Source organism: Candidatus Endomicrobiellum cubanum (assembly GCF_031278955.1).
Classification (GTDB): domain Bacteria; phylum Elusimicrobiota; class Endomicrobiia; order Endomicrobiales; family Endomicrobiaceae; genus Endomicrobiellum; species Endomicrobiellum cubanum.
The window spans coordinates 26672-43404 of sequence record NZ_JAITJM010000048.1; the positions used below are offsets into that span (position 1 = coordinate 26672).

Annotated in this window: 29 protein-coding genes; all 29 read left to right on the forward strand. The window is 30.4% G+C overall.

All coding sequences use genetic code 11. From position 1 onward, the window contains the following. The 29 genes from LBD57_RS04320 to LBD57_RS04460 all read left to right on the forward strand — a co-directional run bounded on the left by LBD57_RS04320 (window position 1) and on the right by LBD57_RS04460 (window position 16606). Complete coding sequence (locus LBD57_RS04320; protein WP_373470101.1) at window positions 1–636, forward strand: hypothetical protein; 636 nt, start codon at window positions 1–3, stop codon at window positions 634–636. Window positions 637–659: 23 nt separating this feature from the next. Beyond that, complete coding sequence (locus tag LBD57_RS04325; protein ID WP_373470102.1) at window positions 660–3524, forward strand: hypothetical protein; 2865 nt, start codon at window positions 660–662, stop codon at window positions 3522–3524. Continuing rightward, a complete protein-coding gene (locus LBD57_RS04330; protein WP_373470103.1) occupies window positions 3517–3789 on the forward strand; it encodes a hypothetical protein in 273 nt (90 codons plus the stop codon). Before LBD57_RS04325 ends, LBD57_RS04330 begins: the two co-directional genes overlap by 8 nt. 166 nt (window positions 3790–3955) lie before the next feature. Next, a complete protein-coding gene (locus LBD57_RS04335) occupies window positions 3956–4168 on the forward strand; it encodes a hypothetical protein (RefSeq protein WP_373470104.1) in 213 nt (70 codons plus the stop codon). 114 nt (window positions 4169–4282) lie between these two features. Beyond that, window positions 4283–4450: a hypothetical protein gene (locus tag LBD57_RS04340; RefSeq protein WP_373470105.1), complete on the forward strand. Its 168-nt coding sequence runs from the start codon at window positions 4283–4285 to the stop codon at window positions 4448–4450. An 81-nt stretch (window positions 4451–4531) separates the two neighbouring features. Continuing rightward, a complete protein-coding gene (locus LBD57_RS04345) occupies window positions 4532–4774 on the forward strand; it encodes a hypothetical protein (protein WP_373470106.1) in 243 nt (80 codons plus the stop codon). A gap of 49 nt (window positions 4775–4823) precedes the next feature. Next, the gene (locus LBD57_RS04350) at window positions 4824–5024 is read left to right on the forward strand and encodes a hypothetical protein (RefSeq protein ID WP_373470107.1); all 201 of its coding nucleotides are present in this window, start codon (window positions 4824–4826) and stop codon (window positions 5022–5024) included. 125 nt (window positions 5025–5149) lie between these two features. Beyond that, on the forward strand, window positions 5150–5362 hold the full coding sequence (locus LBD57_RS04355; protein ID WP_373470108.1) for a hypothetical protein: 213 nt from the start codon (window positions 5150–5152) through the stop codon (window positions 5360–5362). A 129-nt stretch (window positions 5363–5491) separates the two neighbouring features. Next, a complete protein-coding gene (locus LBD57_RS04360) occupies window positions 5492–5713 on the forward strand; it encodes a hypothetical protein (RefSeq protein WP_373470109.1) in 222 nt (73 codons plus the stop codon). Between the two features lie 101 nt (window positions 5714–5814). Next, a complete protein-coding gene (locus tag LBD57_RS04365; protein WP_373470110.1) occupies window positions 5815–6033 on the forward strand; it encodes a hypothetical protein in 219 nt (72 codons plus the stop codon). Between the two features lies 1 nt (window position 6034). Beyond that, the gene (locus tag LBD57_RS04370; RefSeq protein ID WP_373470111.1) at window positions 6035–6796 is read left to right on the forward strand and encodes a DUF6353 family protein; all 762 of its coding nucleotides are present in this window, start codon (window positions 6035–6037) and stop codon (window positions 6794–6796) included. 13 nt (window positions 6797–6809) lie between these two features. Then, window positions 6810–7721, forward strand: coding sequence for an FAD-dependent thymidylate synthase (thyX, locus tag LBD57_RS04375; RefSeq protein WP_373470112.1), 912 nt, complete (start codon window positions 6810–6812; stop codon window positions 7719–7721). 53 nt (window positions 7722–7774) lie between these two features. Then, window positions 7775–8062 (forward strand): hypothetical protein, encoded by a 288-nt coding sequence (locus tag LBD57_RS04380; RefSeq protein ID WP_373470113.1) that lies wholly within the window; start codon window positions 7775–7777, stop codon window positions 8060–8062. A gap of 101 nt (window positions 8063–8163) precedes the next feature. After that, on the forward strand, window positions 8164–8340 hold the full coding sequence (locus LBD57_RS04385; protein WP_373470114.1) for a hypothetical protein: 177 nt from the start codon (window positions 8164–8166) through the stop codon (window positions 8338–8340). A 136-nt stretch (window positions 8341–8476) separates the two neighbouring features. Then, window positions 8477–8659: a hypothetical protein gene (locus tag LBD57_RS04390; RefSeq protein WP_373470115.1), complete on the forward strand. Its 183-nt coding sequence runs from the start codon at window positions 8477–8479 to the stop codon at window positions 8657–8659. Window positions 8660–8733: 74 nt separating this feature from the next. Further along, window positions 8734–9681 carry a hypothetical protein gene (locus tag LBD57_RS04395; protein ID WP_373470116.1) on the forward strand — a complete coding sequence of 316 codons (948 nt, stop codon included), beginning with the start codon at window positions 8734–8736 and terminating at the stop codon, window positions 9679–9681. 92 nt (window positions 9682–9773) lie between these two features. Then, window positions 9774–10217, forward strand: coding sequence for a dATP/dGTP diphosphohydrolase domain-containing protein (locus tag LBD57_RS04400; protein WP_373470117.1), 444 nt, complete (start codon window positions 9774–9776; stop codon window positions 10215–10217). Then, a complete protein-coding gene (locus LBD57_RS04405; RefSeq protein ID WP_373470118.1) occupies window positions 10201–10698 on the forward strand; it encodes a hypothetical protein in 498 nt (165 codons plus the stop codon). The genes LBD57_RS04400 and LBD57_RS04405 overlap by 17 nt, the downstream gene beginning before the upstream one ends. A gap of 17 nt (window positions 10699–10715) precedes the next feature. Beyond that, window positions 10716–11147, forward strand: a complete 432-nt coding sequence (locus LBD57_RS04410) for a hypothetical protein (protein WP_373470119.1) — start codon at window positions 10716–10718, stop codon at window positions 11145–11147. Window positions 11148–11223: 76 nt separating this feature from the next. Next, window positions 11224–12072 (forward strand): hypothetical protein, encoded by an 849-nt coding sequence (locus tag LBD57_RS04415; RefSeq protein WP_373470120.1) that lies wholly within the window; start codon window positions 11224–11226, stop codon window positions 12070–12072. Between the two features lie 20 nt (window positions 12073–12092). Continuing rightward, window positions 12093–12752, forward strand: a complete 660-nt coding sequence (locus tag LBD57_RS04420) for a hypothetical protein (RefSeq protein WP_373470121.1) — start codon at window positions 12093–12095, stop codon at window positions 12750–12752. 11 nt (window positions 12753–12763) lie between these two features. Next, window positions 12764–12991, forward strand: coding sequence for a hypothetical protein (locus LBD57_RS04425; RefSeq protein WP_373470122.1), 228 nt, complete (start codon window positions 12764–12766; stop codon window positions 12989–12991). 332 nt (window positions 12992–13323) lie between these two features. Then, complete coding sequence (locus LBD57_RS04430) at window positions 13324–13461, forward strand: hypothetical protein (RefSeq protein WP_373470123.1); 138 nt, start codon at window positions 13324–13326, stop codon at window positions 13459–13461. Between the two features lie 13 nt (window positions 13462–13474). Beyond that, complete coding sequence (locus LBD57_RS04435) at window positions 13475–14194, forward strand: hypothetical protein (protein WP_373470124.1); 720 nt, start codon at window positions 13475–13477, stop codon at window positions 14192–14194. Between the two features lie 13 nt (window positions 14195–14207). Beyond that, on the forward strand, window positions 14208–14666 hold the full coding sequence (locus LBD57_RS04440) for a hypothetical protein (RefSeq protein ID WP_373470125.1): 459 nt from the start codon (window positions 14208–14210) through the stop codon (window positions 14664–14666). A 14-nt stretch (window positions 14667–14680) separates the two neighbouring features. Beyond that, complete coding sequence (locus LBD57_RS04445) at window positions 14681–15061, forward strand: hypothetical protein (protein ID WP_373470126.1); 381 nt, start codon at window positions 14681–14683, stop codon at window positions 15059–15061. Between the two features lie 15 nt (window positions 15062–15076). Next, on the forward strand, window positions 15077–15388 hold the full coding sequence (locus tag LBD57_RS04450; protein WP_373470127.1) for a hypothetical protein: 312 nt from the start codon (window positions 15077–15079) through the stop codon (window positions 15386–15388). After that, window positions 15381–16313: a DUF6353 family protein gene (locus LBD57_RS04455; RefSeq protein ID WP_373470128.1), complete on the forward strand. Its 933-nt coding sequence runs from the start codon at window positions 15381–15383 to the stop codon at window positions 16311–16313. Before LBD57_RS04450 ends, LBD57_RS04455 begins: the two co-directional genes overlap by 8 nt. Before the next feature lie 20 nt (window positions 16314–16333). After that, window positions 16334–16606: a hypothetical protein gene (locus tag LBD57_RS04460; RefSeq protein ID WP_373470129.1), complete on the forward strand. Its 273-nt coding sequence runs from the start codon at window positions 16334–16336 to the stop codon at window positions 16604–16606. The last annotated feature ends 127 nt before the right edge of the window (window positions 16607–16733 follow it).

Genomic DNA, 16733 nt, shown 5'->3' on the forward strand with positions numbered 1-16733 from the left:
ATGGCTACTAAATTGAAATATCCATTTTTAGCGGGAGGATTTAGATTTAATGGCAAACGGTCAATTGATGATTATGGTTTAATTTGTAAGTCTGTAACTCGGCCTCTTATACCAGCCGTCAAATTTAGAAGAGTTGAGTTGGCTGGTTATTCTGGGTCTTATGATCTTGATGCAGATAAAGTGAGTAATTTTAAAAATAGATTTGAGCTTGGACAAATTACGATATCCGTACAATGGATTGGAGGATATACAGATCTTAGCAAACCTTTTGTAAATACTATAGAAGATAATGTTTATACTACTGATAATTTAGCAATTGCAGAATTGTACGAAAGAGGTCATAAAATAGCAGCGTGGCTTAGTCAACCAAGATGGTGTCCGTTGTCTTTTATAGAAGATCCAACTGTAACCTATTATGCAAAACTTGATGGCGCTATAAATGTAGAATATCCAATGCAAGGGGAATTTCCTATAGCAAACACAAATATAAATTTTGTATGTCAACCGTTTGATAGTTATAGCACACCCGGATCTTATAGTACCATTCCAATAACAATATCATGGATAAACGAATCGGGAGATGGTTCTCCAATAACAAATTCTAATGCTGGTTACGGCGATTTAAACGTTGGTTGAAAGGATAGAATAGGTATAAGATAATGTCAAGTTATGATCTTCCACAAAAATTAAATTTAAATAGAAAAATTAAATGTGACAATTTTTATATTATAAATGTTATAAGTTGTAAATTTGTGCATAATATTAGTGGCGAACATACTTTAGATTTTGAAACAATATTAGATAATAATTTAAAATCAATAACAAAAGATGCAAATATTATATATGATGGTTATAAGTTTATGGTCCGAACAATTAACAAAAAAATTGATGCGGATGGTATTACTACTATAGCTGTTGCTTGTGATCATATTATATATAAATTAAATAAAATACCCTATATTCAAGTTGAATGGTTCAAAAATAATAATAAAAAACCAGTAGCAAATCGAAATAAAATATTTTTTATAGATGAAAAAATAGAACAAATTTCTGGCGGAGATACTAATGGACATGGATTTGAAGGATATATTACGGAGGTAAGTAGTAAAAATTTACCAACAATTGAAATTGTTTATGGTGGAACGGGTTATGATAAAGATGATATTGTTGAATTTCATGGTGTTGAAAGCGGCGCAACGAGTAAATTTAAAGTATCTCTTGTTTCTAATGGAAGTATATATAGTATAGAACAACCTAATGGTAAAATAGGAGTAAAGAAAAAAGAATGGAAGGTTGGAACAGAATATAGTCAAGAGTACACAGATGGTAAGGGCAATGGTTTTAGAATAAAAGTTGTAGCTGTTCAAAACGATGACGGTAATTATGTAACAACAGCAGGAGCTAGTGGAAGTAATCCAAAAGGACTTATAGTAGCAAGAGGAACTAATTATAAAGTTGGAGATACAATTATTTTTGGAAAAATAAACGATCTTGATGAAGAATTAAGTTTATTAGCTTCTACGACAGTAATATTTGTGGGATATTCAACATATTCCTCTTCAATATTATCATCTTTTTTACCTTCTGCTGTTGGTGGAATTAGTAACATATCAGATGGTGCAAGTATACCTGCTGAAGATATTAAAGATATAAAAGATGATAATAGTTTAAATTATAATTTTACAGGTACAATAGAACAAATTTTTAAGGATATATTTAGAGGAAATCTTGAATCAGGTACTTGTTATCCTCTTGGAGAATTTGGGGACCTTGACAATCCGAATGCTAAAATAACATTTACTAGTTCAGCAACTAGAGTTCTTCAAATATTGCAAGAATTTATAGTTTTTTTACACGATAAATTTATTACAGCACGTGATTTTCTTGTTTTTAATGATGAAGATAATACTTTTGGTATAGTTACTATTGGTGACGTAGTATTAAATATAGATGCTGATGATTGTAAAAATCTTGAAATTAATGTGGATTATACCGCAAGAAATTTAAATAATGAATTAGGAACAACGACGTTTAATATTACTCCTGGGTTTTTCCCTTTACAATATATTAAAGGTACTTTATACAATTTTTATCTTTCTGATACAATTACAATTAAAAAAAACGATATTATGGATGATAAAACGCTTCGTGTTGTATCTTTAGAATATAATCCATATGATTTTTTAGATGTAAATATTCAAGTTAGTGACACATTAGTTTATAAAAACTTATCAAATACAATACAAGATTTATTTAAATTTATAATTGGAGAAAAAGCTCTTCAAGGAATTTCTTCTGATAATTCTAATAATTCTAATCAACTTGATCCTAGTTCGTTAGGATTAGGAGATGGTTCGGGTGGTTCAGGCGGTGGAGGAGCTAATTCTGATGGATATGGAAATGCGTTAGATCAAGATGGAAATCTTGTTAGTGTAAACGATACATTAGATCCGTTAATAGCGAATAATTTCTTAGCTACACAAACCAATTCGGTTCAAGTTGTAACAAGTAAATTAGTGTCATCATATATAGAAAGTCCATTAGCTAAGCTTACAGATTCAACAAATGATATAATTATTACACCAAATGAAATTTTGTCAACAGAACCAACCACGATTAAAACAGAGAGCGCTAAATATTTTACTCTTGCGTATGGTGGCGCTGGATATGAAGTTGGAAATCAAATAACAGTAAAAGGGCTTTTATCTGGTACGCAAGCTACCGTTACTATTAAAACTATTAGTACAAATATGATTGCCGCATATGTAGCCACTCAAAATAGTAAAAATAGTAATTTTATATTATCAGAGTATGTATATCAAAGCGATTCATCTAGTGGACAAGGATTTATTGGAATTGTAAGAGCTATAAATGATAATTCAACCGTTGTAATTTCACCACAATCTGGAGGAACGGGATATACTGCTGGTTCTTCTATAACAGTAACTGGTCAGACATCAGGTGCAAGAATATCTCTTAATATAAAAAATATAATTTCTGGTGTTGTGGCAGAAATTGAGCCCACGTTAGTACCTGAGGGTTGGCTTCCAATTGAGGTGGGTTTAGCTCAACCTGGCAATATGGGTGGAGGTGCTGGTTTAAAGGTTTATGCTAGTCCTTTTATGTCTCCTACGCCAGTGGGAGAAGAGCCGCCTCCAGAACCAGAGTCTATACATCAAGCAGGATTTGAATTTCCAATTGTTGTAAGGCAATTAAGCGAGGACTCAGATCCTATAAATAAAAGACTTGTTACATTTAGACAATTTAATAAAAATAAAACTCCAGAATTTAGTGAAGATTTAAAATTTAACATGGATCTTAGCAATAAAGTAAATAATAAAACAAATTTACTTGGTGTTGAAAAAGATGCAAATAGTGATATTATAACGTTTATACCAAACGATTTTGTAAATATTATAATAATGGATCATAAACCAACAAAGAAAGAGGTCTTGCCTTTAGCAAATGATACTTTAATATTTGTATATGATCCATCACAAGAGGTAACGCTTGAAGATGAATAATCAAGAAGGAAATTTTATTGCTACAAAAAAAGAGATATTTCTTTATATTTTAGGTCTATATGGATTTGTATTTTTAGTTTTACTAATAGATAAATTCTTTAGTTATAAAGTTCTTTATAAGTTATCGTTTAAAGATAATACATTAGTTTCTTATTTATTGATGAATTCTATTGTTATTTTCTTATGCCTGCTTGTGTTATTCATTTTATATGTTATAACACAATTATTAACTGATTCTCTTGATAAAGGAGATAAACCAATGTGATATTTAATTAACCTCGTGTCCGTTTTAACAGCGTGTACTACTGTAAGGGTGGTTTTGAGCGGGCCGCCCTTACATCTTTTACGGTTACTAAAAACATAGAGCTTTAATTTTTTCTCTTAAAAACATAGCATATAATAGAGTAATTAACTTAAAGGAGGAGTTAGAAATGATAAAAGTAAACGAAGAATTGAATGGGATTTATGAGTCGGTAGCACTGAAATTGTTAGAGGAATATCCAGACGCGACATGCATTTCAATCTCTGTTGAACCAGTAACGATAGAATTGAAAATGGTTAACAAAGGTGATGATGTAGCGACGGTTTGGAAATTCTCAACGGATCAGAAAAGCGAACTTGAGATTAAACGAACGTTAATTTAAAATAACTTTAAAAAGTTAATTTAAAAAGCTCTGTGTTAAAAACATAGAGCTTTAATTTTTTCTCTTAAAAACATAGCATATAATAGAGTAATTAACTTAAAGGAGGAGATTGTAATGAAGGACACAATCGACAAAGTAACAAAAATGGCAGATTTTATCATTCTTGAGATCTCAGCGTATAAGGCAACTAAAGATTTAAATACGTTAGTCTATACGCCAGGATCTTACACGATTGATCAGAGCATCATTCGAGTTGTAAAGGGAAAGAGCGGTTTGGATTAAAAATCATTTAAGAGTTAAATTTATTTAAAAAGCTCTGTGTTAAAAACATAGAGCTTTATTTTTTTGAAAGGAGATATTAGAATGAAAGAAAAACTTGATTTCTTAAATAAAGAAATATCAAACAGGTTAAACGAATATTATAGAAGACATCGTGGAATTCTTAAACTTGAGAAAAACCTTATTGATACAAACGTACAAATAAAAGACGACTCTTTAATTTTGACATTAGAAATTCATATTAACAATCTAGAAGAGACTATAAATAATTTGTCAGAAGAGAAATTGAAACATCATGTAAATAGCATTTTATATTATAATTATTAAAAACATATAATATTATAGAGATTAAATTTAAAAAAAGGAGTTGATGTAAATGTTAAAACCAGGAGTTATATTTGTAGTATGCTTGCTTGTAATAGCGTGTTTTCCAGTGGTATTGTATTGGGCTTTAGGATCGATTTTAATTTGTGGAGTTGTAAGTTTTTTAATACTCCCATTTATTGCGATGATATGGCTAATAGTAAAATTGGTTAATGGCGTGTTCGGTAGCAACCAAAAAATAAGAAAGGATTAATATTATATTTCTAATAATCTTAAATATAAAGTCTTATGGAAACATAGGACTTTATGTTTTGTAAAACACGGTAAAAAAAACATAGAATATTATAGAGAAATTAACTTTAAAAGGAGGAGTTAGAAATGACAAAAGACGTGATGTATTTATTGACGATGTTGGTAATAGCGTGTTCTTTTCCGATGTTGACAAAATTGGAAGCATGTGGATTGTTAGGATGGCAAAGTAATTTATTTTTGATAGTAGCCATATTAGTAACCGTGCTTCATTTTGGTCGGCAGATAAAAGAATTTTATACGACATGTATAATAAAAAAGACGGAAAATAAAAACTTTTAAAAAGTTAAAAGATGTAAAGTCTTATGGAAACATAGGACTTTACATTTAGTTTTTGATTGTAAGATTGTAAAGTGGTAAAAATAACACACTCCTTAATAGAGATAGCCTAAATTTAAGGAGGATTTAAAAATGCTGAATGGTTTGAAAAGTATTATTAAAATAATTTTATTTGGCGGGTTGTTGGTATATGGTATACCAAGTTTACTAATGGTTACCCTAATAAGTGTAACGACAATAGTTGTGGTAAAACTATTAGTAGCTGTGGTTAAACAGATATCAATATCTTGCAAAAAGGAAAAGTTTGTAAAACTAAATTCAAACATTGTAGATGTTGAATTCATAGTAAAATAGGTATTTAAAAGCTCTATGGAAACATAGAGCTTTAAGTTTTTTGGAGGAAAAATTTCCTGGAAGAAAAAAATCACAAATTGTTAATAGAGGAGATAATTAAATTGTTAAATGCAATAAAGAATGTAAAGACAATTTACAAGATTTTAGAAAACAACATGATATTTTTCGATCATGTTAAAACAATATCCTTACAATTTGGAAATGAGGTGATGCTCACAATTAATGAGTTAGAGACAACAGAAACAAAAGTAATATTAAGTGGAGAGAAATTAAAGCTGCAACTTGTATTTCCAGACCCAACAACAGAGGAGGATAAATAATATGAAAAGTTTCAAAGAAACGCGTAGGTATATTACTAGTATGATATATCAAAATACTCCACAGCTTCTAAGTGGACTGGCGTGTGCGGGTGTTGTATCAACGGTTATATTTGGGGCTAAAGCAACATTAAAAGCTCAAGAATTTTTAACATCTGAGAAAATTATATTTAAAAAAGCTAATCGAGAAGAGAAAATTGAAGTTGCTAAAGAAATTGGAAAGATATATTTACCAACGTTTGTTAGTGGTATAGCAACAATTACTTGCATCATTATGTCACAACATATTAGTACAAAGAGAGCAGCTGCTTTAGCAGGATTATATTCTATTTCAAAAGAAGCTTTACAAACGTATCAAGCAAAGGTAGTTGAGACGATAGGAGATAAAGCAGAAAAGAAGATAAAATCGGAAATTAACCAAGAAAAAGTAAATAATAATCCACCACAAGAAAAGAATAATATTTATATTACAGATGGTAGTGTACTTTGTTATGATTCTCAAACAGGAAGATATTTTTACAGTGAATATGAAAAGATAAGAAAAATAATTAACGATCTAAATCAAAGACTTATAAACGAAATGTTTATTGAGTTGAATGATTTATATTATGAACTTGAATTGCCACTAGTAAAACACGGCGATGAATTGGGTTGGTATATAGATCAAGGATTAATTGATATAAAATATGATACGATGCTGTCTGATAAAGGCGTGCCTTGTATTGTGTTAACATACACCGTTCAACCAAAATCCACATTTAATTAAAGGAGGATGCTATATGAATATAATACAACCACGGGTAGAGATTATTGATGAAATTGATGGACAAAAAATTCTTCAAAAAATAGAACTTTGTGGAAGGGTTTGTTATAAGAGTGAACATAAAGCATCTTTAACTACCACCGAACAATTCGTTGAAAAGCTAATAGAACTCGGACACGAAAGCGTATTAGAACATGTAAATATAACAGTAAAATTTATTACAGACAGAGCAATAGCAAACGAAATTGTTAGACATAGAATAGCATCATATTCTCAAGAATCTACAAGATATTGTAATTATAAGGATTGTGATGAAATAATAGCTTCTGGCTTAGCATATGATATTTCAGAACAGGCCTTTAATTTGATGCTTGACGTTGCTAAGATAGCAAAAAGTGTATATAATAATCTTGTAGAAATTGGCACCACACCTCAATTTGCAAGAGATGTTCTTCCTCTTGGCTTGACAAAAACCGAGCTAATAATGACGGCAAATCTAAGAGAGTGGAGGCATTTTTTTAAACTAAGAACTAATTATTTTAGTCATCCTAAGTTTAGAAAGCTTGCTGGCACATTAATGTGGGCATTTGTTAAAGATATTCCAATTATATTTAATGATGTAGCAAGAGATGCTATAACTGATAATTTAGAATTTTCATCAAAAGAAATGGCGTATAGATTTGTAGATGCTTTACAACTTATATCTATACAAAAGAGATTTGTTACTTTTCAAGATTGTATAAAAATGATAGATTATAATATAGCACAGAAATATCCTCATTTTTATTATCAATCTTTTGATTATGGTTGGGATAATCTTTCTCTTAATGAGTATTATAATCTTGAAGAATATGAACCCGACGAACAAGTTCGAATCAAGTTACCAAATGCTAAAAAACTTCATATACCAAAAACCGAATTAAAGTAATAAAAATGTAGTAAACATGCTATATAATAGAGATTTTTAAGGAGGTGTAAAGAATGTTAAGAAAAAAATCAAATAACAAACTTTTAAAAGAGGAGGAACGTAGGGTTTTATTAGCATTACAAGAGTTAGAGCCTGGCAGTGTAGAACATAATAAGATATTAGTAGAATTGGAAAAAATATCTAATTTGAAGCGAATTAATATGGAAACGCTTCAAAAGATAGCGCCAACACTAATGGTTATAAGTGGAAACTTAGCCATAGCTTTACTTGTGATGAAACATGAAAAAATAGACGTTATCACTACAAAATTGTTTTGGTTTTTAGCAAAACCGAAGCTATAATTAAAAATAACTTAAGAGTTGGTCGGAAGACTAGCTCTTTAAGTTTTTGAATTAAAAACACGTAACATAATAGAGAAACAAAATTTAAAGGAGGTATTTGTATGAAATGTTGGTTGACTCGTAATTTACTAAGGACTATTTGTATTATTACAGGAACAATAGTAGGACTTTGCGGTGGCGCATGGCTAGAAGGAAAAGTGAATCAAAAACTAGCGGGCGATACGGAAAAGATTAATATTGAAGAACCCGAAATAATAAGTCAAAATTCCGAAGAATAAATCAACAGCAAAATTTCTGCGAAAATTAGTTTTTAAGAGATAAGGTCTTATGAGAAATCATAGGATCTTATCTTTTGTCTTTTTTGAAAAAACATATAATATAATAGAGAAACAAAATTTAAAGGAGGTGATTTATATGTTTGTAAACTTTTTTAAGATTCATAAAATGGGGATTGTTGCAACATTATTTGCTGCTTTGGCATCTTCATTAGCGGGCTTGATATTTAAAGCTGAAAATGAAGGATCAAAGGATCAAAAAATAGACGACATGATCCAAAAGAAGATTGATAAGTTGATAGAAAAACCTAGTGAGAATTAGTTTTTTAAGAGATAGGGTCTTATGAGAAATCATAGGATCTTATTTTTTGAGTTTAGTTGAAAGGAGGGAATATTTTGAAACCAATAGCACCTCAAAGTGGAATAAATATTGAAGATATGAATCGGGTTGATTTAATTGGGCATTTGTATCGAGTTAGTGAGAAGATTGACGGTGTACGGAAGATATTTTATAAAAATAGTAAAGGAGAAGTTCGAGCATATTCCAGAACTTACAAACCAGATCCTTATTTAGATCATATTTGTTTATTTTTTGAAAATAACAGATTTCCACTCAATACATATTATGATTGTGAAATAGTAGATAGAAAATCATATTATGGCGGTGTGGATAGCTTTGAATTACGAATGATAACAAATAGTAAAGTATCACAAGAATATGAGACAAATAAAAGAGATCTTATGGCCGTCATATTTGATTATTTTCAACCAGATTGTATGGATATAACATCAAAAAGAACAGTCAAATTACAGAATATTTTTACATATTTTGCATTAGAAGACCCTGTAATAATGATTCCTATATTTGGAAATGTACATGGAGAAAATACTTTATTAATAAATAATCTTGCAAAAATTGTATTTGCAAGAGGCGGAGAGGGGTTAATGTTACAAGATTGTGACATGCCTTATATACAAGGCAAAAGCAAAAACCTTATTAAAGTTAAAAGAAAGGAGGAATTTATTGGTAAAATAATAGATATAGAAATGGCATTACCAACAACAAAGATTGTTGGAGGTGCTAGAGCAATAGTTTGTAAGGTAGATGCTTGCACATCTCCCGTACGAGTTGGATCGGGTTTTACAGATGAAGAAAGATATTATATAGCAGAATATAGAAAAGAACTTCTTGGCGAAGAGGTAGAGATAGAAGCGTTTGGTATATCTAAAAATGCTAAAGGCGAAACGTGTTTATCGATGCCTATATTTAAGCAATTTGTGAATGGTAATACTACAACTTTGATACATCATTTTACTCGCAAAGAAGGATTAAGTTCTCTGTAAAATATATTTTATTATAGAGAATTTATTTAAAGTGGTAATTATATAGACTCATAAAAGTTATCTATATAAGATATTTAGAAAGGATGATTTAATTGTCTAATAAAATATTTGGTATTGGTTTAAAAGATTCAGGAAATAGAACAGAATTTGGAACCGGAGCTGTACGAGACATTGGAGGAAATAAAGGAAGATGCGATCTTCTTCCAGCCGTAGCCCTTTTACGTCTTGCAAAACATTTTGAAGCAGGCGCTAAAAAATACTCAGATAGAAATTGGGAAAAAGGAATACCACTGCATTCTTTTATTGATTCGTCTTTGCGACATATTTTCAAATATATGGACGGACAATTAGACGAAGATCATTTATGCGCAGCAGCATGGAATCTTATTTGTGCAATGTGGACTGAAGAAAAACATCCAAATTTAGTTGATATAGGTCCGCATATACCAGAGTTGGTCCTTACGGGTTTAAAAAGCGAAGCCCAAGAAGAACCATCTAATAAAACAGAAAATACTAAAAATGAAGTTAAAAGATGACACAACTTCGCTAATAATATTAGTTATATTTGTTATTGGGTTCTTACTGTTATTTATGTTTGGATTTTTTGGTTTATGTTCTACCATTGCAAATGCAGAGGAACTTCAATATGGTTTTACACTTGAAGAAAAGACGTTGTTATCTCAAATGTTAAGTGGCGATTATAGAAAAGATGGAGATGGTGAATATGATATTGATTATAAATGGGAAATTAATAAAAATGAAGTATATAAAGTTCTTTGCATTGTGATGAATAGACAAAGAAGTCCTAAATTCCCAAATAAAATAAAAGATATTCTTCTTGCAAAAAAGCAGTTTAGTGTCTTTCCAAGAAATTTAAAAGCTTGGCCGAGTGTAAAAACATGGAATATTATATCTGAATGGTGTACAAGTTATGATTTGCATGATCCATCAATACAAGTAATACCAAAGCATCATTTATATTTTAATGGCAATGGCACAATAAATAAAACAAGATAATAAAGGAGATGATTGTATTGAACTCGATTTCATGGAAAGAAGTTATTGCAAATAAAGATAAAAAATCTAATTGTTATTCTTTGAATGTAGAAAAGATATTAATTGAAGAGGCAGGACAGATCTTATCTCAAGCCGCCGAACACCTTTTAGAGCGTTTGCTTCTTAAAAAGACTTTTAGTGAAAATTTTGATAACTCAATAAACAATAAAGTAGATGCTACAAGTAATGAATCAAATACCGATAATTTAAATGCTACAAGTAATGAATCAAATACCGATAACTTAAATACAGAACAGATGAGTGTAAACGAGGTTGCGGGTACTAAAATAGTAAATACAGAAGGCAGTATTGTAAATTATTTTATTGATTGTACTTTCAATGAAATACCGTCTATTTTTGATTCAAATACCGACGAAACAGATTCTGCTGGTTTGCCATTTCAATCGTAATTATTGCAATAATATATAAATATATAAGTGTATAAAAGATTTGGAGATGATATAAATATCTAGGAGATGATAATTTATGGATTCTGATAAAATAATAAATATTAATGAGTTATTATATTTAAAGACTATCACACATTGGTTAAAACAAACAGCTTGGTTTGATAATCTTAAAGAATCAGATCAAGTACAATATCTCATTTTATTTGAAGAGATATTTTATACTATAAATACAAATCATGCTATTGTTAATGAGATTCTTGTTGTTACAGCAGAGAATATAAATTCGGTTATTCTGTTATTTAACAAAGAGATAAAAAACGAGTTTTATCAGATATTTTCAAAAATTCCAAGAATAGATAATTATTTGGTTAAAGTTTATGTATTTGTAACGTTAATGTTATTAGTTCTTAAAGAGAAATATAAACCGTTAAAAGTACAGAGAAAAGATATTGTTGATGAAATTGTTAGACTTAAGGATTTTTTAATAAATTTAGATTTAACGTCTAAAACAAATTGTAAGGAAGATAAGATATTTAATCACTTAATTAGAAAATACATAAATATCTTATTTTTCCAAGGTTGTTGGGCGGAGTCTTCTACTTTGTGGATTAATAAAAAAGATTTATTTAGAACTAATGAGGGTTATGTATTATATTGTGAACTTTGGAACTATTTTAGTGATATTGAGGAGCTAATAGCTAACACATTAATTGTAGTATCTATTAATGATATGTTGCAAAAGAAATTTGAAATTGAGTTATCCAAATTAACAGGACAACAAACAGCAGCTAATCTTAAAGATTTAATTGAGTTAATAACTATGATGATAGAAGCATATTTTGGAGAAATATCGTATAAACAGTCAACTATTGAGTCAAAGAATAATATTTTTAATAAGTTAAATGAAATTGAATCTTGTAACTAAATTTAAGGAGGAGTATTGTTATGAGCGAAGATGTAAAATGGGGCGATGCAATTGAAGAACCAGAAAATTTAGAAGAACTATTAATTGCACCAGACGGAGACCTTAAAATACTTTTACCTGATGAATGTCGTAACGTTAAAAGAGTTAAAGAATATAATCAATTATCATCACGTCTTATTCAATATGCGTTAGATGAATTTAGACAAGTTGGGTGGATGGATGAAAATTGTATATTTGAAGAGGGTGACGAAACAGAAATAAAAATCTTTAACATGAGTATACAAGAAGCTATTTGTTCGCATATTTTAGAATTATTACGAATCTTTTCTAATGAAGGTCATAGTGGTTATTCCGCAATGTATACTTTAAGTTTGTTTAATCGACTTGTAAATTATAAACCAATACTAGCTTTAATTAGTGAAGACGATGAATGGGAGAAAGTAAGCGAAGATTTATATCAAAATAAGAGATGTTTCTCTGTATTTAAAAACGATACATACGCTTACGATCAGGACGCAGTTATACTTACAGATGTTGAAGACTCGTACGTACAATTATTAATAGATTTTCCATACGATCCTCCCACGCAACCTGAGAAATTAACGATTAATCAGTTTAAATCTATATATCCTAAATCATATAAAAATTATATATCACGATTGTCAAAATTACAAGAGTAAAGGGGTTGCGTATGATTATAACCAAAGAAATTGAATCAATTGTCGCTTTTCAAAAAATAGTTGATTTATTGGGCGAAAATACAAAATATATTAAAGGTAAAATAGAAATTGGATTATATGATAACGAGTCTGTTGTATTGTTAATTAACACCAAAAGAAAACGTGGTGAAAAACGACAAACTAAGACGGGAGGGTTTATTGATGTAAACGGATTTGATGTTTTAAATAGTATTAGATAAGAAAAGCAGGTTGTAAAGAAACTAAAGAAAGTAAAGAACGTAAGGAAAGTAAAGAACGTAAAGAAACTAAAGAAACTAAAGAAAGTAAAGAAAGTAAGGAACGTAAGGAAACTAAAGAAAGTAAAGAAAGTAAAGAAAGTAAAGAACGTAAGGAAACTAAAGAAAGTAAAGAACGTAAAGAAAGTAAAGAACGTAAGGAAACTAAAGAAAGTAAAGAACGTAAAGCAACTAAAGAAACTAAAAAAAAATAAGGATTGTAGAGAAGAGGGTTGCTCTTTATGGCGCTCTCTTCTTTTTTTAAAATAAATTAACACAAATGAGGAGGGTTATAAATGCGTTTTGCAGATGAGTTTTGTCCAAAAATTGAGGAGTTTCCAAGTCTTGAAGAAATGGGGGTAAGTGAAGAAGATATAAAAATAATAAAAATGCTTGTAGCATATTCTGGAACACCAAATACAAATTCCAAGTAAAGGGGTGGGTTGTATGGATGAATCAACAGAGAAAAGTATTGAGCAAGAATATCCAACAAATAGTATTATACAAACAAGACGAGTTAATAGAGCAGGACCCGTGTTAGAAAATGAAGCAGAAGGAAGTGGAGCAAAAACCAAAGTTGAAAAAGTTGTTTGTGGTACTGTTACAACGAAAAAACCTTCTTTTAAGAAACGGTTTGCGAATTTCTTCTTAGGAAGTGATGGTAAGACGGTTGCTGAGTATGTTGTACAAGATATTTTTGTACCTGCAATAAAAAATACTATTGTTGAGGTAATATATACTGTTAGTAATGGTATTGGCGATGGATTTGAAATGTTATTTTTTGGTGATAGAAAAGCCGGTAGAAGATCTAACATGCGTCGAGATGGTCAGAAATCTTATGTTAGTTATAATGCCCAATATTCTCCTGGATATGATAGTATAAGAAATAGGAGGCTAAGAGCTGAGAGCATTGTAAACAGAACAAGACAGAATTTTGATGATATTGTGTTGGAGACTCGAGGCGAAGCAGAAGAAGTTCTCTCACATCTTGTTGATCTTATTGTAGATTATGGGACAGCAAGTGTTGCTGACTTATACGCTTTAGCTGGCATAAATGGCGAATACACCGATAATAAATATGGGTGGGCTGACTTACGAGGGGCAGCAGTTGTACGGGTGTCAAATGGATATTTGTTGGATTTACCAAGACCTATATTACTTGATTAGAGGTGATCTTTAATTGAAAAATATTGTAATTAGTTATGGTGACCAAACAAATGAAAATTTCAAATCAACTAATATTATTAAAAGAGAGGTGATATTAGAGTCTCGCGAAGAAGCAGAAAAAGTCTTAGAGCATCTCAGAAAGTTTATTAAACATTATCGTGAGGTGTGTGTGACTGATTTTAATGCTTTGGTTGGGATAAACAGCTCTTTTAGTGACTATAATCTTGGATGGCACGATTTAACAGAAGCATGCGTTACAAAGGTATTTGATGGATATTTATTAAGTTTACCAACTCCAGTATTTTTGGATGTATCAAAGCAAAATAATATTGTGTTACAAACTCAAGATGAAGCTGATAAAGTTCTTACTTCTTTAGCTTATCTTTTGATTGACCACAATATTATTACAAGTAATCAAATAGAACAAATTAAAGGTATAAAGAGCATTAATATAGCTATTAGTTTGTTATAAAGGAGATGACGAAGGTGAAAAGAGTTATATATAAAGTTTTTAAAAACCCAATTGTAGAATTTGGTCTTTGCTGTGTTAGTTATATTTTGTACAAAGAGATAAAAGAATATTTTAAATATCACTTTAAGGCCCGGGTGGACGAAAAGAATTACAAATTAAATAATTGTGTAGTATTTAGTGATAAGAAAGATGCAGAAGAAGTATTAGAAGCTCTTAATGTAATTCTTAAAGATTGTAAGACCGCAACAGTAGCTGATTTTTTTACATTAGTTCGAGCTGGTTGTGAATATCTTGACCACAAACATGGTTGGATTAGTTTTGAAGGGGTTGAGGTTATTCAGTTAGATGCTGATGAATATAAGATTGATTTGCCAGAACCAATGTTGTTATTTTAAAGGAGATGATAAATCTTGCGATGGCTTAAGTTAATGTTTATATCTGGAGTTGTTTTAACAATTAGTTATATTATAATTGGCAAGCAAGAATTGTTGGCATCAGCTATAGTCAAGAAGCATCGAAGTAAAGAAGATATTTTAAAAGATCTTTGTTTATTTGCGATGGGTCAATATAAAGACACAACTTCGTTATTACTTTGTGATGATGTGGTTGTAACAGAAGAGGAAGAAAATGATATTGTAGAAGATAAAGTAATAGTAGAAATTGAAGAGAACATTATACAAGATAAAATAAACAAAATTGAGGAGGATGAAGATAATGTTTGAGATTGTTAAGACAGCTAGTCGTAGAGCATGGTTGAAAGTGCAGGAAAAGTCGCCAGAGATATTTCTTACTTTGGGTATAGGATCGTTTATTGGGTCGACTGTATTAGCTTGTAAGGCAACACTAAAATCTCAAGTTGTTGTGAAGAAACATAAAGACCGTCTTATCACAATTAATGATGCTGAGCTATTGGCAAAAGATAATCCGTCTGATCCTGATTATCATTATACTGATGATATGAAAAAGAAAGATATTGCGATTAGTTATGGATTGTTAGTAAGAGAATATATTAAGTTATTTGGTCCAGCGTTTGGGATGAGCTTGATTGGTATTGCTTTCGTTATTAAATCGAGAAACATCCTTCATAATCGTAATATAGCTTTGATTGCTGCATATAATGTCTTGGCTAAAGGATTTGAAATGTACCGTAAAAGAGTTACTGATGAACTTGGATCAGATATGGACTATCATTTTCGTTATGGTACTAAGTTGGACAAGATAGTTGAGACAACGGTTGACGAGGATGGTAAAAAGAAAAAGGTTGAGGTTGTAAAGCAAACTCTTGATAGTCAAGAGTTGACTGGAGAGGTGTATAGTCGGATATTTGATGAGAGAATATTAAATTGGAGTAGTCAGGACGATTACAATTGGATGTTTTTGAAGGCCAAAGAAGAGCTTTTCAACTTCAACTTGATGAAAGATAAAGTTGTATTTCTTAATGATGTTTATAAGGAACTCGGATTTCCTACTACAAAAGCCGGTCAAACTGTTGGTTGGACCACAAAAGGAAATGGCGATGGAATTATAGACTTTAATATGCACTTTATTGATTATCCTGGTAGTGAAATACGGCGCAAAGCAAGACCAATTTTAATTGAATTTAATGTTGATGGGCCGGTGTTAAACGCCATCGATGTTGAAATCTAATTTGAGAGGATTGAATTACTATGAGATTAAAGCAAATGCAGGAGAAAGTAAAAACCCATTATAAGGATAGTTTTAAGAAAGTAGAGACGTTTCTTAATAACCATTCTGGTATTGTAATAGATGCTGGTGTGTTTGCGGCCGTCTACCTTATACAGAAAGAACTCCGCGCATATCTTAACAATAAGTTTCTTTATGATATTTGGAGAAACGCTAGTAAAGACGGTGTTGGTTTGGCTGTAGAAATGCTCCCCGGCAATATTAATGTATTTCTTGTTATTAAGGACGACAAATAAAAATTAAACAGCTTATATTTAATTATATTTTATAATAAACTAAAAGACAAATTTCGAGAGTTTGTGGAAACACAGACTCTCAGTTTTTGTTTATTTATAAAATATATTATAAGCTATTAAAAATAGT